This is a genomic window from Amycolatopsis thermophila (genome assembly GCF_030814215.1).
In the GTDB taxonomy this organism is placed as follows: domain Bacteria; phylum Actinomycetota; class Actinomycetes; order Mycobacteriales; family Pseudonocardiaceae; genus Amycolatopsis_E; species Amycolatopsis_E thermophila.
This window is the reverse complement of the sequence record NZ_JAUSUT010000001.1, coordinates 3,429,565-3,449,795: the sequence shown is the minus strand read 5'-3', so window position 1 is coordinate 3,449,795 and position 20,231 is coordinate 3,429,565. Positions and strand designations below refer to the sequence as shown.

Sequence of the window (20,231 nt, the reverse complement as noted above, 5' to 3'; positions counted from 1 at the left end):
GTCGGGTGAACCGGTCGGTGAGTTCTACGGTGCGCATATGCCGACCGGAAGCGCCGAACGACTGCGCGACGCCGAGCGGACGCGCGCCGAGATCCTGGACGTGGCGACCCGCGAGTTCGCCGACCAGGGCTACGCCGGGGCGCGCGTCAACGAGATCGCCGCGAAGACCCGCACCACCAAGCGGATGCTCTACTACTACTTCGGCAGCAAGGAAGGCCTCTACATCGCGGTGCTGGAGCGCGCCTACGCCGGCATCCGCGCGCGGGAGCAGGAGCTCGACGTCGACCACCTCGACCCGGTCCAGGCCCTGCGCCAGCTGGCCGAGCTGACCTTCGACCACCACGAGTCGCACCCGGACTTCATCCGGCTGGTCAGCATCGAGAACATCCACAACGCCGAGCACATCGGCCGTTCCGAGGTGCTGTCCCGGCTCGCGAACCCGGCGCTGGACGTACTCACCCGCATCCTCGAGCGCGGCCGCGCCGCCGGGGTGTTCCGCGACGACGTCGACGCACTGGACGTGCACATGATGATCAGCGCGTTCTGCGTGTTCCGCACGGCCAACCGGTACACGTTCAAGGCGATCTTCGAACGCGACATGCTCGACCCCGGCCGGCGCGAGCACTACCGCACGATGCTCGGCGACCTGCTGGTCGACTACCTGACCGCGCACTGACCGTTTCGCCCTTCCCCGGCTTGACAACCCCCGGAACGCTAACTCACCATTTGGTACGTAACCAAACGGTACATTAACCGCGCGCGCAACGGAGCACTGACGCGACAGGAGCATCGACGTGGTCGAGCACGGCAAGCCCCGCAAGGCCGCGGTGGCGGCGTGGATAGGCAGTGCGCTGGAGTACTACGACTTCTTCATCTACGGCACCGCCGCGGCACTGGTCTTCGGCAAGATCTTCTTCCCCAGCTCGGACCCGACCGCGGGCACGCTGCTGGCGCTGGCCACGTTCGGCGTCGGCTACCTGGCCCGCCCGGTGGGGGCGTTCATCCTCGGGCACGTCGGTGACCGCTTCGGCCGCAAGAAGGTCCTGGTCCTCACGGTGCTGCTGATGGGCGCGTCGACCTTCCTCGTCGGCTGCCTGCCGACCTACGGGCGGGTCGGCGTGCTCGCCCCGGTGCTGCTCGTGGTCCTGCGGCTGCTGCAGGGCCTGTCCGCGGCCGGTGAGCAGGCCGGGGCCAACTCGATGTCGCTCGAGCACGCGCCCGAGAACCGCCGCGCCTACTACACGAGCTACACGCTCTCCGGCACGCAGGCCGGGCAGATCCTGGCGACCGCGGTGTTCCTGCCGGTCGCCGCGATGCCGACGGCCGCGCTGCAGAGCTGGGGCTGGCGGCTGCCGTTCTGGGCCAGCGCGGTGGTCGTCGTCGTCGCGTTCGTGATCCGGCGCAAGCTCGAGGAGACGCCGGTGTTCGAGCGCGAGGTCGCCGGCCGGGAACAGGCGAAGCTGCCGGTGGCGGTGTTGTTCCGGGACCACTGGGCCGACGTGCTGCGGGTCGTCGTCGCGGCCCTGATCGCCGCGGTGAGCACGATCTTCACCGTCTACGCGTTGTCCTACGCCGTCAACTCGGCCGGGCTGGCCCGCTCCCCCATGCTGTGGGTCGGCGTGCTCGCCAACGTCGTCGCGCTGGCCGCGATCCCGCTGTGGGCGGCGCTGGCGGACCGGGTCGGGCGCAAGCCGGTGTTCATCGGCGGGTCGCTGGGCTGCGCGGTGCTGATCTTCGCCTACCTGGGCTCGATCTCGGCGGGCAACTACGTGCTGGTGTTCGTGACGGGCATCCTGATGTTCGGTGTCGTCTACAGCGCGACGAACGCGGTGTGGCCGGCGTTCTACGGCGAGATGTTCCCGGCGCGGGTGCGGCTGTCCGGCATGGCGATCGGCACGCAGATCGGGTTCGCGATCGCCGGTTTCACGCCGACCATCGCCGCCGCGATCGCCGGCGACAAGAGCGCGAACTGGGTCGGCGTCGCCCTCTTCACCGCCGGGCTGTGCGTGCTCAACGTGATCGCGGTGCTCACCGGCCGCGACAACTACCGCGTCCCGACTCCCGACCTGGGCCGCAAAGCCCCGGCCGGCGGCCACCGGACCGTGACCTCGGCGGGCGGCGCGACCGCCTAGGACCACGGCGGGAGGACGGGGTGTCCGGTGTGGACAGCCCGTCCTCCCGCTCCGGCGGGCTCCGTGGGCATGATCGGGGCATGCGCGTCCACCTGGAGACCGAGCGGCTGATCCTGCGGTACCTGGGCGACGCCGCGGCCTCCCGTGACGTCGTCGAGCGGACGGGGTTCTTCGCCGCGATCGAGAAGGCGAGCGGCGCGTTCACCGGCTGGTTCGAGTTCCGGCCGCTGGCCAACGGCGACGTGGAACTGGGCTACCGGCTGCGACGGGAGTTCTGGGGCAGCCGGTCTGCGGTTCGTGCGCACGTTCTTCGGGCAATGGCCCGATCCGCTTCCGGGCGCCGAACACGGTGACGTCGAGTACGCTCTGTCCAAGGACGATTGGATACGACAGCACGGACTGCCATGACAACCGATCGCAATGTTCTGGGCGGCGAACTCGAGCCCTGCGGCACCGACCCGGTGACCGGCTACTACCGGGACGGGTGCTGCACCACCGGTGACGACGACCTCGGCAGCCACACGGTGTGCACCGTGGTGACCAAGGAGTTCCTCGACTACCAGCGCGGGGTCGGCAACGACCTGTCCACGCCCCGCCCCGAGTACGGCTTCCCGGGGCTGCAGCCAGGCGACCGGTGGTGCGTGGTCGCCGCGCGGTGGCGCCAGGCGTACGAAGCGGGGGTGGCCGCGCCGGTGGTCCTCGCGTCGACGCACGAGCGGGCGCTGGACATCGTCCCGTTGGAGGCCCTGCAGCGGCACGCGGTCGACGTGCCCGCGGACCCTAGCTCGCTGACCTGACCGAGCGCCGCACAAGCACGGTGGTGCCCGCGGTCAGCGCGATCGCGCCCAGCACGGCCGGCACTTCCAGGAGCAGCGGGTGCCGGGACGCGAAGTCCGGTTCGAGCAGGCGGGCCGTGCGGACCCGCACCTCGGTGCCGACCTCGTGCCGGTCGCCCGGGTCGGTGCGGATGGTCAAGGTGCCGCCGGCGCAGGCGAGGGTGTGCACGAAGCCGTAGTGGTGGTAGCGCGCCCCGGTTTCGATCATGGTGCGGCCGGTGACGGTGCACGTCTCGGTGTGGCCGAAGGCGCGCAGGGCGAGGCCGCGACCGGCCACGGACAGTGCCGCGAACAGCAGACCCGCGCTGATCACGCCGGCGACGAACGCCCACCACCGGCCCCCGGCCCGGCGGGCGCTGCCCAGTCCGAACGCCGCGATACCGGCCAGGCCGAGCGCCATCGCGGCCAGCGTGCTGTGTGGTGGGAGGACGAAGAGGGCGGCACCGGCGAGGACGCACGCGATCCCCGCGGGCGCGACGAACCGGCCGGTGCGGATGCCCAGCCTGCCCGCCATGTCGAGAACCACCGGCTGACTCTAGCCACATGTGTCCCGGTTTCGGAGACCACATAAAGTGACCGCGTGCGCGGCGAGGGCTACTACGACCTTCTCGGGGTGGACCGGCATGCCTCGACGGCCGAGATCAAGTCGGCCTACCGCCAGAAGGCGCGGACCGCGCACCCCGACGCGGGCGGTTCGCCCGACGAGTTCCAGGCGCTGCGGCAGGCCTACGAGGTGCTGGTCGACCCGTTGCAGCGCGCGGCCTACGACCGGGCGCTGAACCGGGCGGCCGCGACCGCGAGCCCGGTGCGCGCCCGGCGGCCGGGGCGACGCCTGGGCGAGGACCCGAGCTTCACCGCCGAACTGCCCGTGCTGGACCCGGACGCGTTGGAGTGGTGGGACGCGGCGCGTGGACGTGCCCGGCCGGGTGACGCGCCCGGGCACGCGCCGGCGGCCTTGTTGCTGGCGTGGTTGTTGCTGGTCGTCCTGCCGGTCATGGCGGGCGCGCTCGCCGTGGCCGTGTGGTTGGTTCTCGCCTCGGCCGTGGCGATCTGGTTGGTGCGGCGGCATCTGGAGTTGGCGCGGGCCGAGCGCGCGTTCGACGACGAGTTCGGTGGCACCGTGGTGTTCGGCGCGCCCGGGAGCGAGCCGGACCAGTGGGGCGAGCGGCTCACGGCGGAGCTGCTGGAGCGGTATCTGACCCGCCTGCCGTGTGCGCGGATCTTCCACGGCCTCGCCTTCCCGGGCTCGGTGTTCGCCGACATCGACCACGCCGTGCTCGCCGGCCGGCGCCTGGTGCTGATCGAGTCGAAGACGTGGCTGCCGGGGCACTACGCGGCCGACGAGGACGGCGAACTCTGGCGCGACGACCGCCGTTTCCTGGGCGGCGCGACGCAGCTCCCGGAAGCCCTCGACGCCTTCCGCGCACTCCTGCCCGGAGCCGAGGTGCGCGGCGCGCTGATCGTGTACCCCAGCCGCACCGGCGAGATCACCACCGACGAGGACTTCGACGTCCCGGCCCCGCCGATGACCCCGGACCAGTTCGTGCAGGTGATCGGCGACTGGCTGGCGGCCGAGGCCGCTCACGTGGACGTGGAGCTGTTGCGGAAGGTGCGCGCCCAGGTGGCGTGAGGCCGGGCGGTGGCGGCGCCTGGTCACGCCACAGAGCGGAACGCCTCGAGGCAGTAGACCGGCATGCGCCGCGGCCGTTCCGCGACGAACGTGCCTTTCGAGGGGACGGTGCGCACCAGCCCGCGGTCCCGCAGGATCTTCGTCGCGTGGCGGCACGTCCCGAGCGACACGCCGTATTGGCGCGCCAGTGCCAGCTCGGCCGGGAGCGGCGTGTTGGGCGCGAGCTCGCCCGACTCGATGCGCCGGGTGAGGTCGTCGGCCACGAGGTCGTAGAGGTAGGCGGGACCGGAGGTGACGAGTTCTCTGCTCACCCCTTCACAGTAGCATAGAAACGACAAAAAGTAGGGCAGGAACGACCATTGGTAGGCTGCGCGACCGTGGCTGTCGAGGACGTCTTGGACGCGCGCCTGCGCGCACTGGCAATCCGCGTGCGCAAACTGCGCAGGGACCGCGACCTGAGCCAAGCCGACCTCGCCGACCGCGCCGGGGTCTCCCGCTCGGTGATCGCGGAGCTGGAACGGTCGCGACTGGCGCAAGGCGCCCCCCGCCCGGCGCGCAACATCACGCTCGACACGCTCTTCCGGATGGCGGAGGCGCTCGGGGTTCATCCCGCTGAGCTGCTGGATGACCGGGAGTGAGCCACGGACGGCACCGGTGACCGGCCCCTTCGCCGCGCTGGTCACCTTCGTCGTGCCCAGCGCGCGGCTCGCCGGCGCCGCTAGAAGCCGCGCACTCCGTTGACCTCGATGCGCAGCGCGTGGGGGTAGGCCTCCGAGAACGCCTCGTGGCTGCCCCTGATCTGCCGCATCGCCTCGCCGTACTTCTCCACGTAGGCCTCGTTCTCGTGGGGCGCGGGCTGGGTGTCAGCGGGCCGGGCCAGTCCGCGGAACACCACGATGTTCCCGCCCTGCCCGTCGCTGTCGAAGTTGAGGGAGACCTGCGGCCGGTCGCGGATGTGGTCGAGTCGTTTCGCCTTGGCGGCGTTGTAGATCAGGAACCCGCCGTCGGCCCACAGGAACCACACCGGGTTCGGCTGGGGCGTGCCATCGGCGCCCGTGGTCGTCAGCCAGATGACCCGTTCGGCCTCCAGCCGCTCGCGCACGCGTCGTCCGAACGGGCTCGACGGGTCGGGAAGCACGTCACCTGCCATGCCACCCAGCGTAGGTGGTCGAGCTCACTTCCGCCGCAACTCGCGCCGCCCCGCGTGATAGGCAATGCGGAAAGCGAGCGCCGGAAAGGGAACGTCGATGCGTCTGCTGCTGCTGTCGAACTCGACCGCGCCCGGGCGCGGCTACCTGGAGCACGCGACCGACGCGCTGGCCGAAGTGCTCGCCGACGTGCGGCGCCTGGTGTTCGTGCCGTTCGCCCTCGCCGACCACGACGCCTACACCGCGGCCGTCGCCAAGGCGCTCGCCCCGTTCGGGGTCGAGGTCGCCGGCGCCCACCAGGACGACCCGATCAAGCTGCTGAACTCCGCCCAGGCCGTGTTCACCGGCGGCGGCAACACCTTCCGGCTCCTGCGCCAGCTCTACCGCCGCGAACTGCTCGCCCCGATCCGCGACCGGGTGGCGCACGGAACCGTCTACATCGGATCGAGCGCGGGCACCAACGTCGCCTGCCCCACCATCCGCACCACCAACGACATGCCGATCGTGCAGCCGCCGGCGTTCGACGCCGCCGGGTTCGTGCCGTTCCAGATCAACCCGCACTACCTCGACCCCGACCCGTCGTCCACCCACATGGGCGAAACCCGCGAGGAGCGGATCCAGCAGTTCCTCGAGGAGAACGACGTCCCGGTGCTCGGCCTGCGCGAGGGCACCTGGCTGCGCCGCGAAGGCCAGACGCTCACCCTCGGCGGCGGCGAGCCGGGCGCACGGCTGTTCCGGCGCGGTACCGAACCGGTGGAACTGGCCCCCGGCGCGGACCTCAGCGACCTTCTGGCGAACGAGATCGCCTGAGCTCCTCCGCCAGTTCGGCGCGGCGGGCCATCACCTCGTCGCGCGACTTATCCATCTCCCGCAACACCGACTTGCGCTTGCGCTGCGGCAGGCGGTCCACGTAGAGGCCGCCGTCGAGGTGGTCGGTCTCGTGTTGCAGGCACCGCGCGAAGTAACCCCGCCCCTCGATCACCAGCGGCTCGCCGTCCTGGTCGACGCCGCGCACCACGGCGTGGTCGGCGCGCGGCAGCTTCGCGTACGGGCCGGGCACGGACAGGCAGCCCTCGGGCGCTTCGAGCAGCCGGCGCGCGGACACCGGCTCCTCGTCGAGCACCGGGTTGAGGATGTGCCCGATGTGCCGGTCGCCGTACTCGTCCCAGCAGTCCCACACGAACAGGCGCAGGTCGACGTCCACCTGGTTGGCGGCCAGCCCGGCGCCCTCCGCGACGTACAGCGTCGCGAACATGTCGTCGATCAGCGCCGCCAGCTCCGGGGTGCCGAACTCGGTGGCGGGACGGCACGGGCGCGCCAGGATCACCTCGCCGATCTCGGTGATCCGCCGCGGCGTGCCCCGCTCGGCCTCCGGCAGCACCCGCGGGCAGTCCCCGGCCGGCTTGCCCTGCACGTAGACGGCCATCTCGCCTCCCTTGCCAAGTCCTTTGCAAAGTAGCACACTTTGCAAAGTGGAGATCCGACCCGAGACGACGTTGCCCGACCACCCGGTGCGCATCGCCCTGCTGGACCTGCTGGCCGAGGTCGGCACGGTGACCGCGAACGAGGCGAGCAGGCGGCTCGGGTACAGCTCCGGCCTGTGCTCGTTCCACCTGCGGCAACTGGCCCGGCAGGGCCTCATCGAGGAAGCGCCGCGCGGCCGCGGGCGGATCAGGCCCTGGCAGCTGCGCTGGGAATCGTCGGAGAATTCACCGGAACCGGATCTCGCCGACCCCGGGTTCACCACGGTCCTGCACCTGACTCCGGACGAGCTGAACGAGCTCGCCGAGTCGATGCGGGAACTGATCGAGCGTTATCCGGAACGGGCCCCGGAAGGCGCGGGAACCCGGGCCGTCACGGTCGATTTCCACGTGTTTTCGACACCCACCCGGCACTGAGTTCCACCACCCGGGACGGCGTTTGCACATTCACCGCCCCGCTGGCAGCTGCTGCGGTTGCCGCCTGGTTCCGCACCCCTGCGGGCAAATGCGCCCGTGACGAACAGATCATTCACCCACCGCGGGCCGGACCAGCGGAAGCGCACCGGGCCGAATGAATTCGGTGCACGACCTGTCGTATTTTCGCCATTGACCGACCGCGCTCCGCGATCCGGTCCGCGTGGGCTAGCCTGAGCAACGCCAATGGCGTCTTGGTCAGCTTCGCGGGAGGTGAGCGCGATCGCGGACACCACGGCCCGCCCCACCGTGAGCAGGCGGCGCGAGGTCAGCCATACGAGCGCGCGGTCGGTGCTGATGACCGTGCTCGGCGAGTTCGTGCTGCCCCGTGACCGGCCGGTGTGGACATCCACGCTCGTCGACGTGCTGGGCACGTTCGGCATCGAGGAGAAGTCCGCCCGCCAGGCACTCGCGCGCACTGCGGCGGAGGGCTGGCTGGTGTCCGAGCGGCACGGCCGCCGCGTGCGGTGGTCGCTGACCGCGCCGGGCCGGCGGCTGCTGTCCGAGGGGGCGGAGCGGATCTACGGCTTCGGCCGCGAGGACACGCCGTGGGACGGCACCTGGCTCATGCTGCTGGTGTCGGTGCCCGAGACGAAGCGGGACCTGCGGCACAGCCTGCGCACGCGGCTGACGTGGGCGGGTTTCGGTTCGCCGACGCCCGGCGTGTGGATCAGCCCGCACCCCGGTCGCCAGGACGAGGCGTGCACGATCGTGCGCGACCTCGGGCTGCACGCCGAGGCGATGTCGTTCGTCGCGTCGTACGGCAAGATCGGCGACGAGGACGCGATGGTCGCGCGCGCGTGGGACCTGACCGCCCTCGAGGAGCGGTACGAGGACTTCATCGACGAATTCGCCGCGCTGGCACCGGATTCCGGCGAAGCTGTGCTGCACGCCCAGACCCGCCTGGTGCACGAATGGCGCCGCTTCCCGTTCCTCGACCCGCGCCTGCCCGGACGGTTGCTGCCGCCGAACTGGAGCGGCGCCAAGGCGGCCGAGCTGTTCCACCGCAGGCACGTCGAATGGCGCCCGGTGGCGCAGCGGCACTGGGACGAACTGGTCGGCGCGGAGGAAGCCGCTTGACAGTGCGGCGCAGAGTCCACCGTGGCGATGCCTTCGTGCCCCTGCCGGTGGACTCGCGCGTTGGGGCCGCGCGCCCGCAGACGCCCGGCCTCGCCGCGCCACGCCCTATGGGCTGAGTCTCAGGACGTTCGTCCCAAAGGTTGGGACATCTGGCCCGAGACGCGGTCACCGTCCTGTTCGGACGCTGGCATCGTCGCGACTCGGGCGCACCGTCGACCCTCCCGCCACGCGTCGCCCGAACGGGTGCCGACGTTCCCGGCGCGGCGCGGGATGGTGGGAAAACTGTCGGTGGCAGGCCGTAGGGTTCGGGGCGTGATGGAGTACCTGAGCATCCCCACCGCGGCCGGCTCGTTCGACGCGATCGCGGCCGGCCCCGCCGACGGCCGTCCCGTCCTGCTGCTGCACGGTTTCCCCGAGGCCGCCGTCTCGTGGGAGCACCAGGTCGCCGTGCTGGGCGATCGCGGGTACCGGGCGGTGGCGCCCGACCAGCGCGGCTACTCGCCGGGGGTGCGGCCGGAGCTCGCCGCGGAGTACGGGATGGACTCGATCGTCGGTGACGTCCTGGCCATCGCCGACGAGCTGGGGTGGTCCCGGTTCGACCTCGTGGGTCACGACTGGGGCGCGGCGGCCGCGTGGTGGACGGCGTCCGAGCACCCCGGCCGGCTGCGCACGCTGACCGCGGTGTCGACACCGCATCCCGGCGCGTTGGGCAACGCGTTGCGGACGGACGAGGACCAGCAGATGCGGTCGCAGTACATGCGGGACTGGCGATCGAGCGGCACGGAAAAGCAGATGCTGGCCAACAACGGCGAGGCGCTGCGGCGGATGTTCGAGTGGAAGGTGCCCGCCAGCCGGGTCGACGAGTACGTCCGGCGGCTCTCCGAGCCGGGCGCGCTGACCGCCGCGCTGAACTGGTACCGCGCGAACCGCCCCCGGGCCGAGATCGGCAAGGTCACGGTGCCGACGCTGTACGTGTGGAGCACGGAGGACGTCGCGTTCGGCTCGACGGCCGCCCTGGACACCGAGAACTGGGTCGCGGGAGCGTACTCGTTCCAGATGCTGGAGGACGTGACGCACTGGATCCCCGAGGAGGTGCCCGAGGTCCTGACCGCCCTGCTGCTGGAGCACCTGAGCGCGCACTGATCCGGCGGAGCGGTCGGCAGCAAACCCAGCGCCGCGGCCGGGCGGGCGGCAGGCGCAGTGTCGGCAGTATTTTGAGTGTGCGCGTACTGCCGGGTCAAGCGGCCGCGCGCCGGGAGCTGAGCGCTGGAAACCGCGGCTCGGTGCAGGGAGTCGTGGCTCGGCGCCGGAAGCCGCGGCTGGGCGGGCGCCCGGCGGGGCGCAGGGAGCCCGGGCTGGGCGGGCGAGGCGCCGAGAGCCGATCGCGATCACATCGCTCCGCCGTTCCACACGCGCTCACAACCCCTCCCCTGCCGGTCCCCGCAGGGTGCGTGCCACTCGACACTTGTCTCCGGGCGTCGACTCGGCCCGACACTGGTTTTGGAGTCCCCCGCGAACCGGGTCACTCGCCGGTGCGCATCGCTATGCGGCTATCGGCCCGCCCAAGTTCCGCCCTACGCGACCCTCCGCGCGGCACGCTTGGTGCCACATCGACCTTCCCGACTCGACGGCCGGGCATCGGCCCAGCCGAACCTCGCCGCCCCAGAAATCCCGCTCACCGCCCGAGGCATCGTCCTTGCCGTGCCAGGCATCCGGCTCGCCTCCCAGCCAGCCGATGCGCCACCCCAGGCAGGCGGGTCCATCACGAAAGGCGCGTCCTCGCCGTGGCATCCGGCTCGCCACCCCAGCCAGCCGGTGCGCCACTCCAGGCGTCGTCCTCGCCACGGGGGCACCCTGCCTGCCATCCCACGCAGCCGGTGCGCCACCCCTGGCCCGCGGTCCACCACCGAAGGCACCGTCCTCGCCCCATCCGCCACGCCATCGACCAGCGGGCTAGCTACCCGTGACACCGTCTCGCCGCCGTGGCACTGTCCTAACCACCCCTGGCATCCGGCTCGCCACCCCGGGCAGCGGGCCCGCCACCCCAGCCAGCCGATGCACCACTCCAGGCGCCCTCCTCGCCACGCCAGGAACCGTGCCTGCCACCCCAGGAAGATGATTCGCCACGCCAGCGACCCGGTCCGCCCCGCGAGGCGCGGTCCTCGCCACGCCGGGCACCCTGCGGGCCACCCCTCGCCCCACGTTCACCACCCGCCCTGTCCACGTCTCGCCGCCATCAGCCCGGTCACGGAGGGGCAACTCACCCATGCCGGTGCCCGGCAGCACTCGCGGCGCCGTGGCAGCCACGGCGCCGCGGGAGGCGACGTCAAGCCGGGTCAGGTGTTCGTGAACTCGGCGCTCACCGCGTTCGGGCCGTCGTACTCGCGGTCCGGCAGCTTCCGCAGGTGGTCCAGGACGTCGTCGGGGGCACCCTGGCTCTGCGCGTGGTCCACCAGCTTGTCCCGCGTGCACGGGTAGTCCACGCCCGACAGGAACTTCTGCATCTGAATCGGATTCGGGGCCGCCATGGTCCCTCCTTTCCCCTTGCTGTCCTTGACGTTCGTGGGGCTACCCAGCCCGGCGTCCCTCACTCGTCCCGTTTCGGGAACAGACCGGCCGGGAAGCCGGTCCCATGCGCGCGACGGTCGTGAACTGCGAGGTCGTCGCGGCCGGACTGCGCGTCAAGCCCGGGCGTCAGCAGTGACAGGGACGAAGGTGACGACTGGCCTTGAATCCGCGAGGAGATCGTGAACTCGGGGGTCCTCATCATGGCCTCCCCGACGTGGGTGGGGACCCTCCGACGACGGCGCACACCACGTGATCAGCGAGATCAACGGCGCCCTCGGCGACATCGGTTTCACCATCCCGGGCCTGGCGTGGGTCTAAAACCTCCACTCGGTGGCCGCCGCCCTCCGCGAGCGGCCGATCCCCGCCAAAGTCGACCGCGGCGATGACTGAGCCACCGAAAATTGTCGTACCCCCCGGCTAATCTCCGGACATGGCTGCAACAAGGGGGCAACTGATGCGCGCGGTGGTGATGGACGCGCCGGGCGGGCCGGAGGTACTGCAGGTCCGCGAGGTGCCGACGCCCGAGGTGCGAGACGGCTGGACGCTCGTCCGGGTGAAGGGGTTCGGGCTGAACCGGTCGGAGCTGATGACGCGGCAGGGGCATTCGCCGAACGTCCGGTTCCCGCGGGTCCTGGGCATCGAGTGCGTTGGTGAGGTCGTGGAGTCGCGGGACCCACGGCTCGCGCCAGGCACCACGGTCGCCGCGGTGATGGGCGAGATGGGCCGGGAGTTCGACGGGGGCTACGCGGAGTACGCGCTGCTGCCGGACGACCTGCTGATCCCGGTGCGCACCGAGCTGCCGTGGGACGTCTTCGCCGCCCTGCCCGAGACGTACCTGACGGCGTGGGGGTCGCTCGAGGTGCTCGGGTCGACCTCGCCAGGGCAGACCCTGCTGGTGCGGGGAGGGACGTCGTCGGTGGGGATGGCCGCGCTGTCGCTGGCGCGGGAGCGCGGGCTGGTGACGATCGCGACCACGCGGAAGCGGGAGAAGGTCGCGTCGCTGGAGAAGGCCGGGGCCGACCACGTCGTGGTGGACTCCGGCGACATCGCGGCGGACGTGCGGGCCCTGGTGCCGGATGGGCCGGACTACGTGCTGGACCTGGTCGGGGCGCCGACGGTGGTGGATTCCCTGCAGCTCGTCGCCCGCGGCGGCACGGTGTGCATGACCGGGATGCTGAGCGGGAAGTGGGTGGTGCCCGATTTCGAACCGGTGGCGATGATCCCCTCGGGCACGAAGTTGACGGCGTTCCAGAGCAACGACATCCGCGGCACCGCCGGGGGCGAGGCGCTGCAGCAGATCGTCGACGGCGTGGCCCGCGGGGTCTACCACCCGAACGTGGACCGGGTCTTCCGGCTGGACGACATCGTCGCCGCGCACACCTACATGGAGGCCAACCAGGCCGCCGGAAAGGTCGTGGTGCTCAACGACTGACCCCCGGCGTGCCCGCCGGCGGGGTTCTGGAGGAGCCAAACCCCGCCGAGCGCAGGCCACCAACAAGGCAACGACCGACCCAGCCGTGGCGGCACGCGACGGCTTCCCGCCCCGAATGCCACCACCGACCCAGCGCGGCGAGCGCCCGTACGTACCGGCTGACCCGGACCGCGAGCACGCGACGGCGCAGACCGGCCCGGCACGGGGAGCGCCCCGGCCTGTGCACGGGCGCCGCGCGACCGTGCGCACCAGGACGGCGCGGGGAGCGTCCCGGCCTGCACACAGGGCGCCGCACGACCGTGCACACCGGCACGGCGCGGGGAGTGCCCCGGCCTGGGCGAGGCTGACAGCGGCGATCAACACAGCTCTGCCAGCACCAGGCCAGCAGACACGGTCGCCCCAGCAAGGCAGCACCCGCCCTCCGGCGGCGAACACCACACCACGCGCAGTGGCTCGCTGCGGCGACCAACACTGCTCTGGCAGCACCGGCCGTTCGCCTGCCCGCGTGCGCTCGGCGCAAGGCGCCTGCCCGCCTCCCGCCCGTGCGGTGGCAGTCCTCCCGCCAGCCGCCCGTCGGCGGGCCCACTAGTGCCCTACCCGCCCATCCGTGCGGCGGCAGTCCTCCCGCCAGCCGCGCGCCTGCGGCCGCGCACTAATGCCCTACCCGCCTCCCGCCTGCGCGGCCGCAGGCCATCCCCGGCCGCCCGCCGGCGAGCGCACGCCAAGCACTCGCCCGCTGGCCGCCGCTGGCGGGCGCACGGCGGTCACAGGCCCGCTGCTCCGCCACTGGTCACCCACTAGCAGGCCTGCTCTACTCGCCTGCCCGCCCGACACGGGCCCTCCCACTGGTCGCCGCCGCCCGGGCGCGCGCCAATCACTCGCCCGCTGGCCGCGCGCTGGTGGGCGTACGCCGGTTACGGGCCCGCTGCTCCGCCGCTGGTCGCCCCACCAGCAGGCCTGCACTACTCACCTCCCCGCACGCCACCGGCCAGGAGCGCGCCAGTCACTCGCCGGTGGCCGCCGCTCGCGGGCATACGCAGGTCCGCCGCCCGCGGCGCGCAGGTTCCCGCTGGGCGCAAGCGTGCGGACGCCGCGCACGGTCCCGACCTCGGCCGAGCGGGCCGTCGCACGCCCGACCCACCCCGTCCGAAACGTGCCCACCGCAGCCGGCTCAGTCGGCGCCCGCGGCCCACCCCCCCAGCGGGCGACCGGCGGTCAGCGGCGCTTCGCGCGGTACCAGCGGGGCGAGGTGTTCACCGGCGGCTTCAGGGAGGCCCTCACCACCAGCACGTTCGGCTCGTCGCTGCGGACGAACTCGCCCAGGAGGCGCCGGAAGGCGCGGCCGAAGCCTTCCACGCGTCCCGCGTCCACACCGAAGGAGCGGGCCAGGCCGACGAAGTCGGGCGTGTGCAGGTTGACCCCGCGGTGCGGCAACCCCTCCCGGTCCTGATCGAACCGCAGCATGCCGTACCCACCGTCGTCGACGATGATCACCGTCACCGGCAGCGACTCCTGCGCCAGCGTCGCGAGATCACCGCAGCCGTACAGGAACCCGCCGTCGCCGCTGATGCAGACCACCCGGCCGGCCCCGGTGGCCGCCGCGCCCAGCGCGGCCGGGAAACCGAAACCCAGCGTGCCCCAGCCCATCGGGTACGCGAAGCGGTGCGGCGCCGGCACCCGGTGGAACCCGCCCGCCCAATACCCGGCGATGCACATGTCCGCCACCAGCATCGCGCTCTCCGGCAGCGTTTCCTCCAGCGTGCGCAGGAAATCCGCGGCCTGCGGCTCCTCACTGCGCACCCGCCGGCGCACCTGCTCCGAAATCCGCTGCAACCGCTCTTTCAGCTCACCCAACCCCGGCCGCGCCGGCAACCCCTGCAACAACTGCGGCACCACATCACGCGCATCACCGACGAGCGTGATGTCCGGCGGGTAGTTCTTCGCCGCGTCCTTCGGGTCCACGTTGATCACGATCAGCTTCGGCGGCTTCGGCATCAGCCAGTTCTGCGTCATCAACCCGTCGAAATCGGTCCCGATGCCCAGCACCACATCGGCCTCGTCCCACAACGCGCCCACCTCCGGCGCGTGCACCGGGTTCGGCGCGGCACACGGGTGCGCTAGCGGCAACAGCCCCCGCGCGGCGAACGTCGTGATCACCGGCGCCGCCAGCTTCTCCGCCAGCTGCCCGATCACCGGCCCCGCCTCGGCCCGCACCGCGCCGCCACCCGCCCAGATCAACGGCTTCGACGCCATCGCCAGCATCCGCCGCGCCGCGTCGAGATCCGACAACGCCAGCGCGGGGAACGTCTCCGTCGGCTCCGGGTCCGGACCACGGAAACCGTTGTGCCGCAGGAAATCCGTGGGCACACCGACGTACACCGGCCCGCTCTGCGGCCGCTGCGCGAGCCGCGCCGCGCGCAGGATCGTCGGCGCCAGGTCCTCCGGCGCCTCGACCGTGAACGTCGCCTTCGTCACGGGCGCGAACAACGCCGCCTGGTCACTGGTCTCGTGCAGCACACCGCGCACGGTGCCGGGCCGGCGCAGGCTCGCCGGGATGTCCGTCGCGATCACCAGCACCGGCGACCCGGACGCCATCGCCTCCCCGACCGCGGCGATCGTGTTCGCCGCGCCGGGGCCGGTCGTCACGATCGCGACCCCGAGCTTCCCCGTCGCCCTGGCGAACCCGTCCGCGGCGTACCCCGCGGTCTGCTCGTGCCGGACGCCGATCAGCCGCAGCGGACTGTCCGCCAGCGCCTCCCAGATCGGCAGGTTGTGCACGCCCGGCAGGCCGAACACGACCTCGGCCCCGAGCTCGAGCAGCGCGTCCGCGAGGTGCTGGGCGCCGGTCTTCGTCACGCCGTCAGCGTAGGGCACCGCGTCACCACTGCGGCGGCACGACCTCGTTCGCCGGCGGCGGCCCCGGGGGCGAACCGTCCCCGAAGGGTCGTCCGCCCAGGTCCTCGCGGCCGTGCGGCTCCGCCCAGCCGGACAGGTCCGGACCATTCGGCACGATCCGCGTCGGATTGACCTGCTCGTGCACCTGGTAGTAGTGCCGCTTGATGTGGTCGAAGTCCACCGTGTCACCGAAACCGGGCGTCTGGAACAGATCCCGCGCGTACGCCCACAACACCGGCATCTCGGTCAGCTTGTTCCGGTTGCACTTGAAGTGCCCGTGGTAGACCGGGTCGAACCGGACGAGCGTCGTGAACAACCGGATATCGGCCTCGGTGATCGTGTCGCCGACGAGATAACGCTGCCCCGACAACCGATCCGAAAGCGCATCGAGCCGCGCGAACAGCCGGCGGTACGCGTCGTCGTAGGCGGACTGCTTCGTCGCGAACCCCGCCTCGTACACCGCCGCGTTCACGTCGCGGTACACCGCGCGGTTGATCTCGTCGATCTCGTCGCGCAGCTTCTCCGGGTACAGGTCCGGCGCGCCGTCGCGGTAGTACGCGCCCCACTCGGTATCCAGGTCGAGCGTGATCTGCGGGTAGTCGTTGGTGACGAGCTTGCCGCTGGGGATGTCGACGATCGCCGGCACGCTGATGCCGCCGTCGTAGTCCGGGTCGGCAGCGTGGTAGGCCTCGCCGAGGAACCTGATGCCCAGCACCGGATCGCGGCCGTCCGGGTCGAGCGTGAACCGCCAGCTGCGCTCGTCCTGGATGGGATCGGCGATCGCGACGGACAGCGCTTCCTCCAGTCCCATCAACCGCCGCACGATCAGCCCGCGGCTGGCCCACGGGCAGGCGCGGCTGACCACGAGCCGGTACCGGCCCGCCTCCACCGGCCAGCCGTCCGCTCCGTCGGCGGTGATCCGCGCCGTGAAGCGGTTCGGCGATCGCTTGAACTCGCCCGTTTCCGGATCCGTCGGAATGGTCATTCCCTCAGCGTAGATTGTCTTCCGGGCGGTAGCAGTACGCGTAGACTCAATGACCCTGGGCGCAGATCCGCCCTGGACCGGAGAGGTGGTCACCGAATGCCGTTGATGCCTTTTACCGACTCCATGTTCCTGCTGGTGGAAAGCCGCGAGCACCCGATGCACGTGGGCGGCCTGCAACTGTTCCAGACGCCCGAGGGCGCCGACCACACCTACCTCCGAAGCCTGCGTGAAGACCTGGTCAAGAACACCGATGTCCGCCCGCTGTTCCGGCAGCGGGTCGCGCGCCCGGTGAACACGCTCGGTTACGCGGCCTGGGCCCACGACGACGACCTCGACCTCGACTACCACTTCCGGCACTCCGCGCTGCCCTACCCCGGTCGCATCCGGGAACTGCTGGAACTCACCTCCCGCTGGCACAGCACGCTGCTCGACCGCCACCGCCCGCTGTGGGAGATCCACCTGGTCGAAGGGCTGCAGGACGGCCGCTTCGGGATGTATAGCAAGGTGCACCACGCGCTGATGGACGGCGTCTCGGCGCTGCGGCACCTGCAGGGCACGCTGTCCGACGACCCGGACGACCGCAGCTGCCCGCCGCCGTGGGGCTCGCGCAAGATGCAGGGTGGCAAGCCGCCGCGCAACGCCCGGTCGCTGCTGCGTCTGGGCACCAGCTCGGTCAAGCAGCTCGCGGGGATGGCCCCGGCGGCGGCGAAGGTGGCCCGCGAGGCGTTCCGCGAGCACACCCTGCTGCTGCCGATGCAGGCCCCGAGGACGATCTTCAACGTGCCGATCGGCGGTGCACGCCGGTTCGCCGCGCAGTCCTGGCCGCTCAAGCGGGTGCGCGCGATCGCGACCGCCACCGGCACCTCCCGCAACGACGTGGTGCTCGCGATGTGCGCCGGCGCCCTGCGGGACTACCTCATCGAGCAGCGCGCCCTGCCCGACGCGCCGCTGGTCGCGATGGTGCCGGTGTCGATGCGCAAGCCGGCCGACATCGGCGAGACGTCGGGCAACCAGATCGGCGCGGTGCTGTGCAACCTGGGCACCGACCAGTCCGACCCGGCGAAGCGACTGATGACGATCCACCAGTCCATGCGCGACGCGAAGCGGATCTTCAAGGAGCTGACCCCGCTGCAGGCGCTGCTGCTGTCCGGCATCAACGTGGCGCAGCTGGGCGTGTCGCCGATCCCGGGCGTCGTCAACAACACGCGCCCGCCGTTCAACCTGGTGATCTCCAACGTGCCCGGCCCGCGCACGCAGATGTACTGGAACGGCGCCAAACTCGACGGCATCTACCCCGCGTCGGTGCTGCTGGACGGTCAGGCGCTCAACATCACGCTGACCAACAGCGGCGACAACCTCGACTTCGGCATCACCGGCTGCCGCCGCTCGGTGCCGCACCTCCAGCGCATCCTGACGCACCTGGACACCGCGCTCGAGGAGCTGGAGTTCGCGGCCCGGTAGGTGGCCGCGCCGCGAGCGGCGGTGCGCGCTAGCCGTCGAGGGCAGGAGCGCGCCGGCCGTCGAAGGCTGGAGCGAGCTGGCCGGCGAGGGCTGGAGCGCGGCCGGGGAGCGGCGGGCCGTGGTGCGAGGCGGCACATGGTGCTGGGCGGGGGGCGGCCCTCGGTGCGAGGCAAGTCGCGGTGCGCGGCATACCGTGCGGCGTCTCACGGTGCGGGGCCAGCCGCGGTGCCGGGGCATACCGGGCGGGGCGGCTGCGGAGCGATACACCGTGCTGAGCGAACCACGGGGCGGGTCCCACGGCGCGGGGTAGGCCACGGCGGCGGCCCACGGCGCTGGGGAACCACCGTCCCGGGCCGACCTCAGTGCGGGGCGACCCGAAGTGCGGGGTGAACCACGATCCGGGGGAAACTGCGGTGGGGCCGATCGCTGCGCGGAGCGAGCCATGGTGCCGGGCGAGCCATGGTGCCGGGCGCACCACCGCGCCGGGTCGCCACCGCCCGAGGCGGGCCACGCGCCGGATGCATCACGGCTCGGCGCAGGCCGCAGTGCGGGGCGAGCCATCGTGCCCGCTGAACCACGGTGCCGGGCGCGCACTACGGTGCCCGGCAAATCGCGGTGTGGTCCCGTGCCTGATGCGAGGCAGGTCGCGGGACTCCGCGTGGCCCGTCGCCGCGGGGGGCTAGGCGACGCCTTCCGGGCTGGCGCCCTCGACCTGCACGCCGTGCGCTGTGATCTCCTCGATGCGCTCAAGGTCATCGTCGGTGAGGTCGAGTTCCGCGGCGCCGACACTGTCCTCGATGTTCTTCGCCCGGCGGGCGCCGACTATGGCGACGTGCACGCCCGGCTGGTGCAGCGTCCACGCGATCGCGAGCCGGCTGACGGTGGCGCCCTTCTCGGCCGCGAAGTTCTTCAGCTGCTCCACGACCTCGAGGTTCTTCTGCAGGTTCGCGCCCTGGAAGGCGCTCGACTGCGCCCGCCAGTCGCCCTCCTCGAACGTGCTTCGCGGGGTGAGCGAACCGGTGAGCAGGCCGCTGCCGAGCGGGCTGTAGACGAGCACCCCGATGTCGTGTTCCCGGCAGTACGGCAGCGGGTCGTCCTCGATGGCGCGGCGCAGCAGGTGATACGGCGGCTGCAGCGTCTCCACCGGGCGGGTCCGGTCGAACTCGGCGAGCTGCGCGGTGTCGTAGTTGGACACCCCGACGTGGCGGATCTTGCCCTCGTCGACCAGCTCCTGCAGTGCCGAGGCCGTCTCCTCGGCCGGGGTGTCCGGATCGGGCCAGTGCACCTGGTACAGGTCGATGTGGTCGAGATCCAGGTGGCGCAGGCTCTCCTCGACACCCTTGCGCAGCCACTCGCGGCGGGCGTCGCGCGGGCGGCCGGTGCCCGGGTTGATGCCGCCCTTGGTGGCGATCACCAGGCTGTCGCGGTCACGTCTGAGCTCGTCACGCAGGGCGCGCCCGAGCAGCGCCTCGGACTTGCCGAACCCGTAGGCCTGCGCGGTGTCGAAGAAGTTGACGCCCAACTCGCGCGCGTGCCGGATGGCCTGGACCGCCGCGTCCTCGTCGAAGGACCCCCAGTCGCCGCCCAGCTGCCAGGTGCCGAACGCGATCCGGGAGACGTCGAGCCCGCTCTTGCCCAAAGTCGTTGTACGCATGCCTCCAGCACAGCACACGCGACCGGGCTGTGCATCGCGGAACAGCTGACGGCACAACCCGCGTCAGTCCTCTGTGGACAAGCAAAAACGCTCGCAACCAGGGGGAATCCACGAAAGCCTGGGGACCACACCGGCGCGAGGATCCCACTCGCGCGGCCGCGAAGGGACCATTCATCGCCGCGCGAGCGGAAGACGGCGAACCCTCAGCACCCCGCGGACCCGCCGGTCAGCGAACAACCGACCTCCTCCGCCAAGGCAAGCCGGCGACACCTCAGCGCCGCGCGAGCCGAAGACGCCGGACCCTCAGCACCCCGCGGACCCGGCAGTCAGGGAACAACCGGCCTCCTTCGCCAAGGCAAGCCGGTGACACCTCAGGGCCCCGCGAGCGGAAGACGGAGAAGCCTCAGCACCCCGCGGACCCGCCGGTCAGCGAACAACCGACCTCCCCCACCAAC

20 protein-coding genes are annotated in these 20,231 nt (G+C 71.8%); 12 read left to right on the top strand and 8 right to left on the bottom strand.

Going from position 1 to position 20,231, the window contains the following annotated elements:
• Window positions 1-37 precede the first annotated feature (37 nt).
• The 4 genes from FB470_RS16995 to FB470_RS16980 all read left to right on the top strand — a co-directional run bounded on the left by FB470_RS16995 (window position 38) and on the right by FB470_RS16980 (window position 2,929).
• Window positions 38-676 (top strand): TetR/AcrR family transcriptional regulator, encoded by a 639-nt coding sequence (locus tag FB470_RS16995; RefSeq protein WP_306992714.1) that lies wholly within the window; start codon window positions 38-40, stop codon window positions 674-676.
• 118 nt (window positions 677-794) lie between these two features.
• A complete protein-coding gene (locus FB470_RS16990; RefSeq protein WP_306992713.1) occupies window positions 795-2,132 on the top strand; it encodes an MFS transporter in 1,338 nt (445 codons plus the stop codon).
• Between the two features lie 80 nt (window positions 2,133-2,212).
• Window positions 2,213-2,485 (top strand): hypothetical protein, encoded by a 273-nt coding sequence (locus tag FB470_RS16985; RefSeq protein WP_306992711.1) that lies wholly within the window; start codon window positions 2,213-2,215, stop codon window positions 2,483-2,485.
• 51 nt (window positions 2,486-2,536) lie between these two features.
• Entirely contained in the window at window positions 2,537-2,929 is a 393-nt protein-coding gene (locus FB470_RS16980; protein WP_306992709.1) for a DUF2237 family protein, read from the top strand.
• On the opposite strand, the gene FB470_RS16975 is transcribed toward FB470_RS16980, so the two are convergent.
• The gene (locus FB470_RS16975; RefSeq protein ID WP_306992708.1) at window positions 2,913-3,494 is read right to left on the bottom strand and encodes a hypothetical protein; all 582 of its coding nucleotides are present in this window, start codon (window positions 3,492-3,494) and stop codon (window positions 2,913-2,915) included. The two genes, FB470_RS16980 and FB470_RS16975, sit on opposite strands and share 17 nt — an antisense overlap.
• 54 nt (window positions 3,495-3,548) lie before the next feature.
• Between FB470_RS16975 and FB470_RS16970 the strand changes: the two genes are divergently transcribed.
• Window positions 3,549-4,598, top strand: a complete 1,050-nt coding sequence (locus FB470_RS16970) for a J domain-containing protein (protein ID WP_306992707.1) — start codon at window positions 3,549-3,551, stop codon at window positions 4,596-4,598.
• Between the two features lie 23 nt (window positions 4,599-4,621).
• Here FB470_RS16970 and FB470_RS16965 read toward each other — a convergent pair whose 3' ends face one another.
• Window positions 4,622-4,909 carry a GntR family transcriptional regulator gene (locus FB470_RS16965; protein ID WP_306992705.1) on the bottom strand — a complete coding sequence of 96 codons (288 nt, stop codon included), beginning with the start codon at window positions 4,907-4,909 and terminating at the stop codon, window positions 4,622-4,624.
• 66 nt (window positions 4,910-4,975) lie between these two features.
• On the opposite strand from FB470_RS16965, the gene FB470_RS16960 reads away from it, so the two are divergent.
• A complete protein-coding gene (locus tag FB470_RS16960; RefSeq protein ID WP_306992703.1) occupies window positions 4,976-5,236 on the top strand; it encodes a helix-turn-helix domain-containing protein in 261 nt (86 codons plus the stop codon).
• 80 nt (window positions 5,237-5,316) lie between these two features.
• On the opposite strand, the gene FB470_RS16955 is transcribed toward FB470_RS16960, so the two are convergent.
• Window positions 5,317-5,748 (bottom strand): TIGR03667 family PPOX class F420-dependent oxidoreductase, encoded by a 432-nt coding sequence (locus FB470_RS16955; protein WP_306992702.1) that lies wholly within the window; start codon window positions 5,746-5,748, stop codon window positions 5,317-5,319.
• 97 nt (window positions 5,749-5,845) lie between these two features.
• Between FB470_RS16955 and pepE the strand changes: the two genes are divergently transcribed.
• Window positions 5,846-6,556: a dipeptidase PepE gene (pepE, locus tag FB470_RS16950; RefSeq protein ID WP_306992701.1), complete on the top strand. Its 711-nt coding sequence runs from the start codon at window positions 5,846-5,848 to the stop codon at window positions 6,554-6,556.
• On the opposite strand, the gene def is transcribed toward pepE, so the two are convergent.
• Window positions 6,525-7,172, bottom strand: coding sequence for a peptide deformylase (def, locus tag FB470_RS16945; RefSeq protein ID WP_306992699.1), 648 nt, complete (start codon window positions 7,170-7,172; stop codon window positions 6,525-6,527). The genes pepE and def overlap by 32 nt on opposite strands.
• A gap of 46 nt (window positions 7,173-7,218) precedes the next feature.
• On the opposite strand from def, the gene FB470_RS16940 reads away from it, so the two are divergent.
• The 3 genes from FB470_RS16940 to FB470_RS16930 all read left to right on the top strand — a co-directional run bounded on the left by FB470_RS16940 (window position 7,219) and on the right by FB470_RS16930 (window position 9,924).
• A complete protein-coding gene (locus FB470_RS16940) occupies window positions 7,219-7,644 on the top strand; it encodes a winged helix-turn-helix domain-containing protein (protein ID WP_306992698.1) in 426 nt (141 codons plus the stop codon).
• A 243-nt stretch (window positions 7,645-7,887) separates the two neighbouring features.
• On the top strand, window positions 7,888-8,781 hold the full coding sequence (locus FB470_RS16935; protein ID WP_306992696.1) for a PaaX family transcriptional regulator: 894 nt from the start codon (window positions 7,888-7,890) through the stop codon (window positions 8,779-8,781).
• Between the two features lie 312 nt (window positions 8,782-9,093).
• On the top strand, window positions 9,094-9,924 hold the full coding sequence (locus FB470_RS16930) for an alpha/beta fold hydrolase (protein WP_306992694.1): 831 nt from the start codon (window positions 9,094-9,096) through the stop codon (window positions 9,922-9,924).
• Between the two features lie 1,193 nt (window positions 9,925-11,117).
• Here the strand turns inward: FB470_RS16930 and FB470_RS16925 are convergent.
• Window positions 11,118-11,309 carry a DUF2795 domain-containing protein gene (locus tag FB470_RS16925; RefSeq protein WP_306992691.1) on the bottom strand — a complete coding sequence of 64 codons (192 nt, stop codon included), beginning with the start codon at window positions 11,307-11,309 and terminating at the stop codon, window positions 11,118-11,120.
• Between the two features lie 470 nt (window positions 11,310-11,779).
• Here FB470_RS16925 and FB470_RS16920 point away from each other — a divergent pair, with 470 nt between their 5' ends.
• Entirely contained in the window at window positions 11,780-12,781 is a 1,002-nt protein-coding gene (locus tag FB470_RS16920) for a zinc-binding dehydrogenase (protein WP_306992689.1), read from the top strand.
• A gap of 1,215 nt (window positions 12,782-13,996) precedes the next feature.
• Here FB470_RS16920 and FB470_RS16915 read toward each other — a convergent pair.
• Together FB470_RS16915 and FB470_RS16910 are read right to left on the bottom strand one after the other, a co-directional pair.
• Complete coding sequence (locus tag FB470_RS16915) at window positions 13,997-15,637, bottom strand: thiamine pyrophosphate-binding protein (RefSeq protein WP_306992687.1); 1,641 nt, start codon at window positions 15,635-15,637, stop codon at window positions 13,997-13,999.
• Window positions 15,638-15,659: 22 nt separating this feature from the next.
• A complete protein-coding gene (locus tag FB470_RS16910; protein WP_306992685.1) occupies window positions 15,660-16,661 on the bottom strand; it encodes a glutathione S-transferase family protein in 1,002 nt (333 codons plus the stop codon).
• A gap of 96 nt (window positions 16,662-16,757) precedes the next feature.
• Here FB470_RS16910 and FB470_RS16905 point away from each other — a divergent pair, with 96 nt between their 5' ends.
• Window positions 16,758-18,122 carry a WS/DGAT/MGAT family O-acyltransferase gene (locus FB470_RS16905; RefSeq protein ID WP_306992683.1) on the top strand — a complete coding sequence of 455 codons (1,365 nt, stop codon included), beginning with the start codon at window positions 16,758-16,760 and terminating at the stop codon, window positions 18,120-18,122.
• Between the two features lie 679 nt (window positions 18,123-18,801).
• Here FB470_RS16905 and FB470_RS16900 read toward each other — a convergent pair.
• Window positions 18,802-19,776, bottom strand: a complete 975-nt coding sequence (locus tag FB470_RS16900) for an aldo/keto reductase (RefSeq protein ID WP_306992682.1) — start codon at window positions 19,774-19,776, stop codon at window positions 18,802-18,804.
• Window positions 19,777-20,231 lie beyond the last annotated feature (455 nt).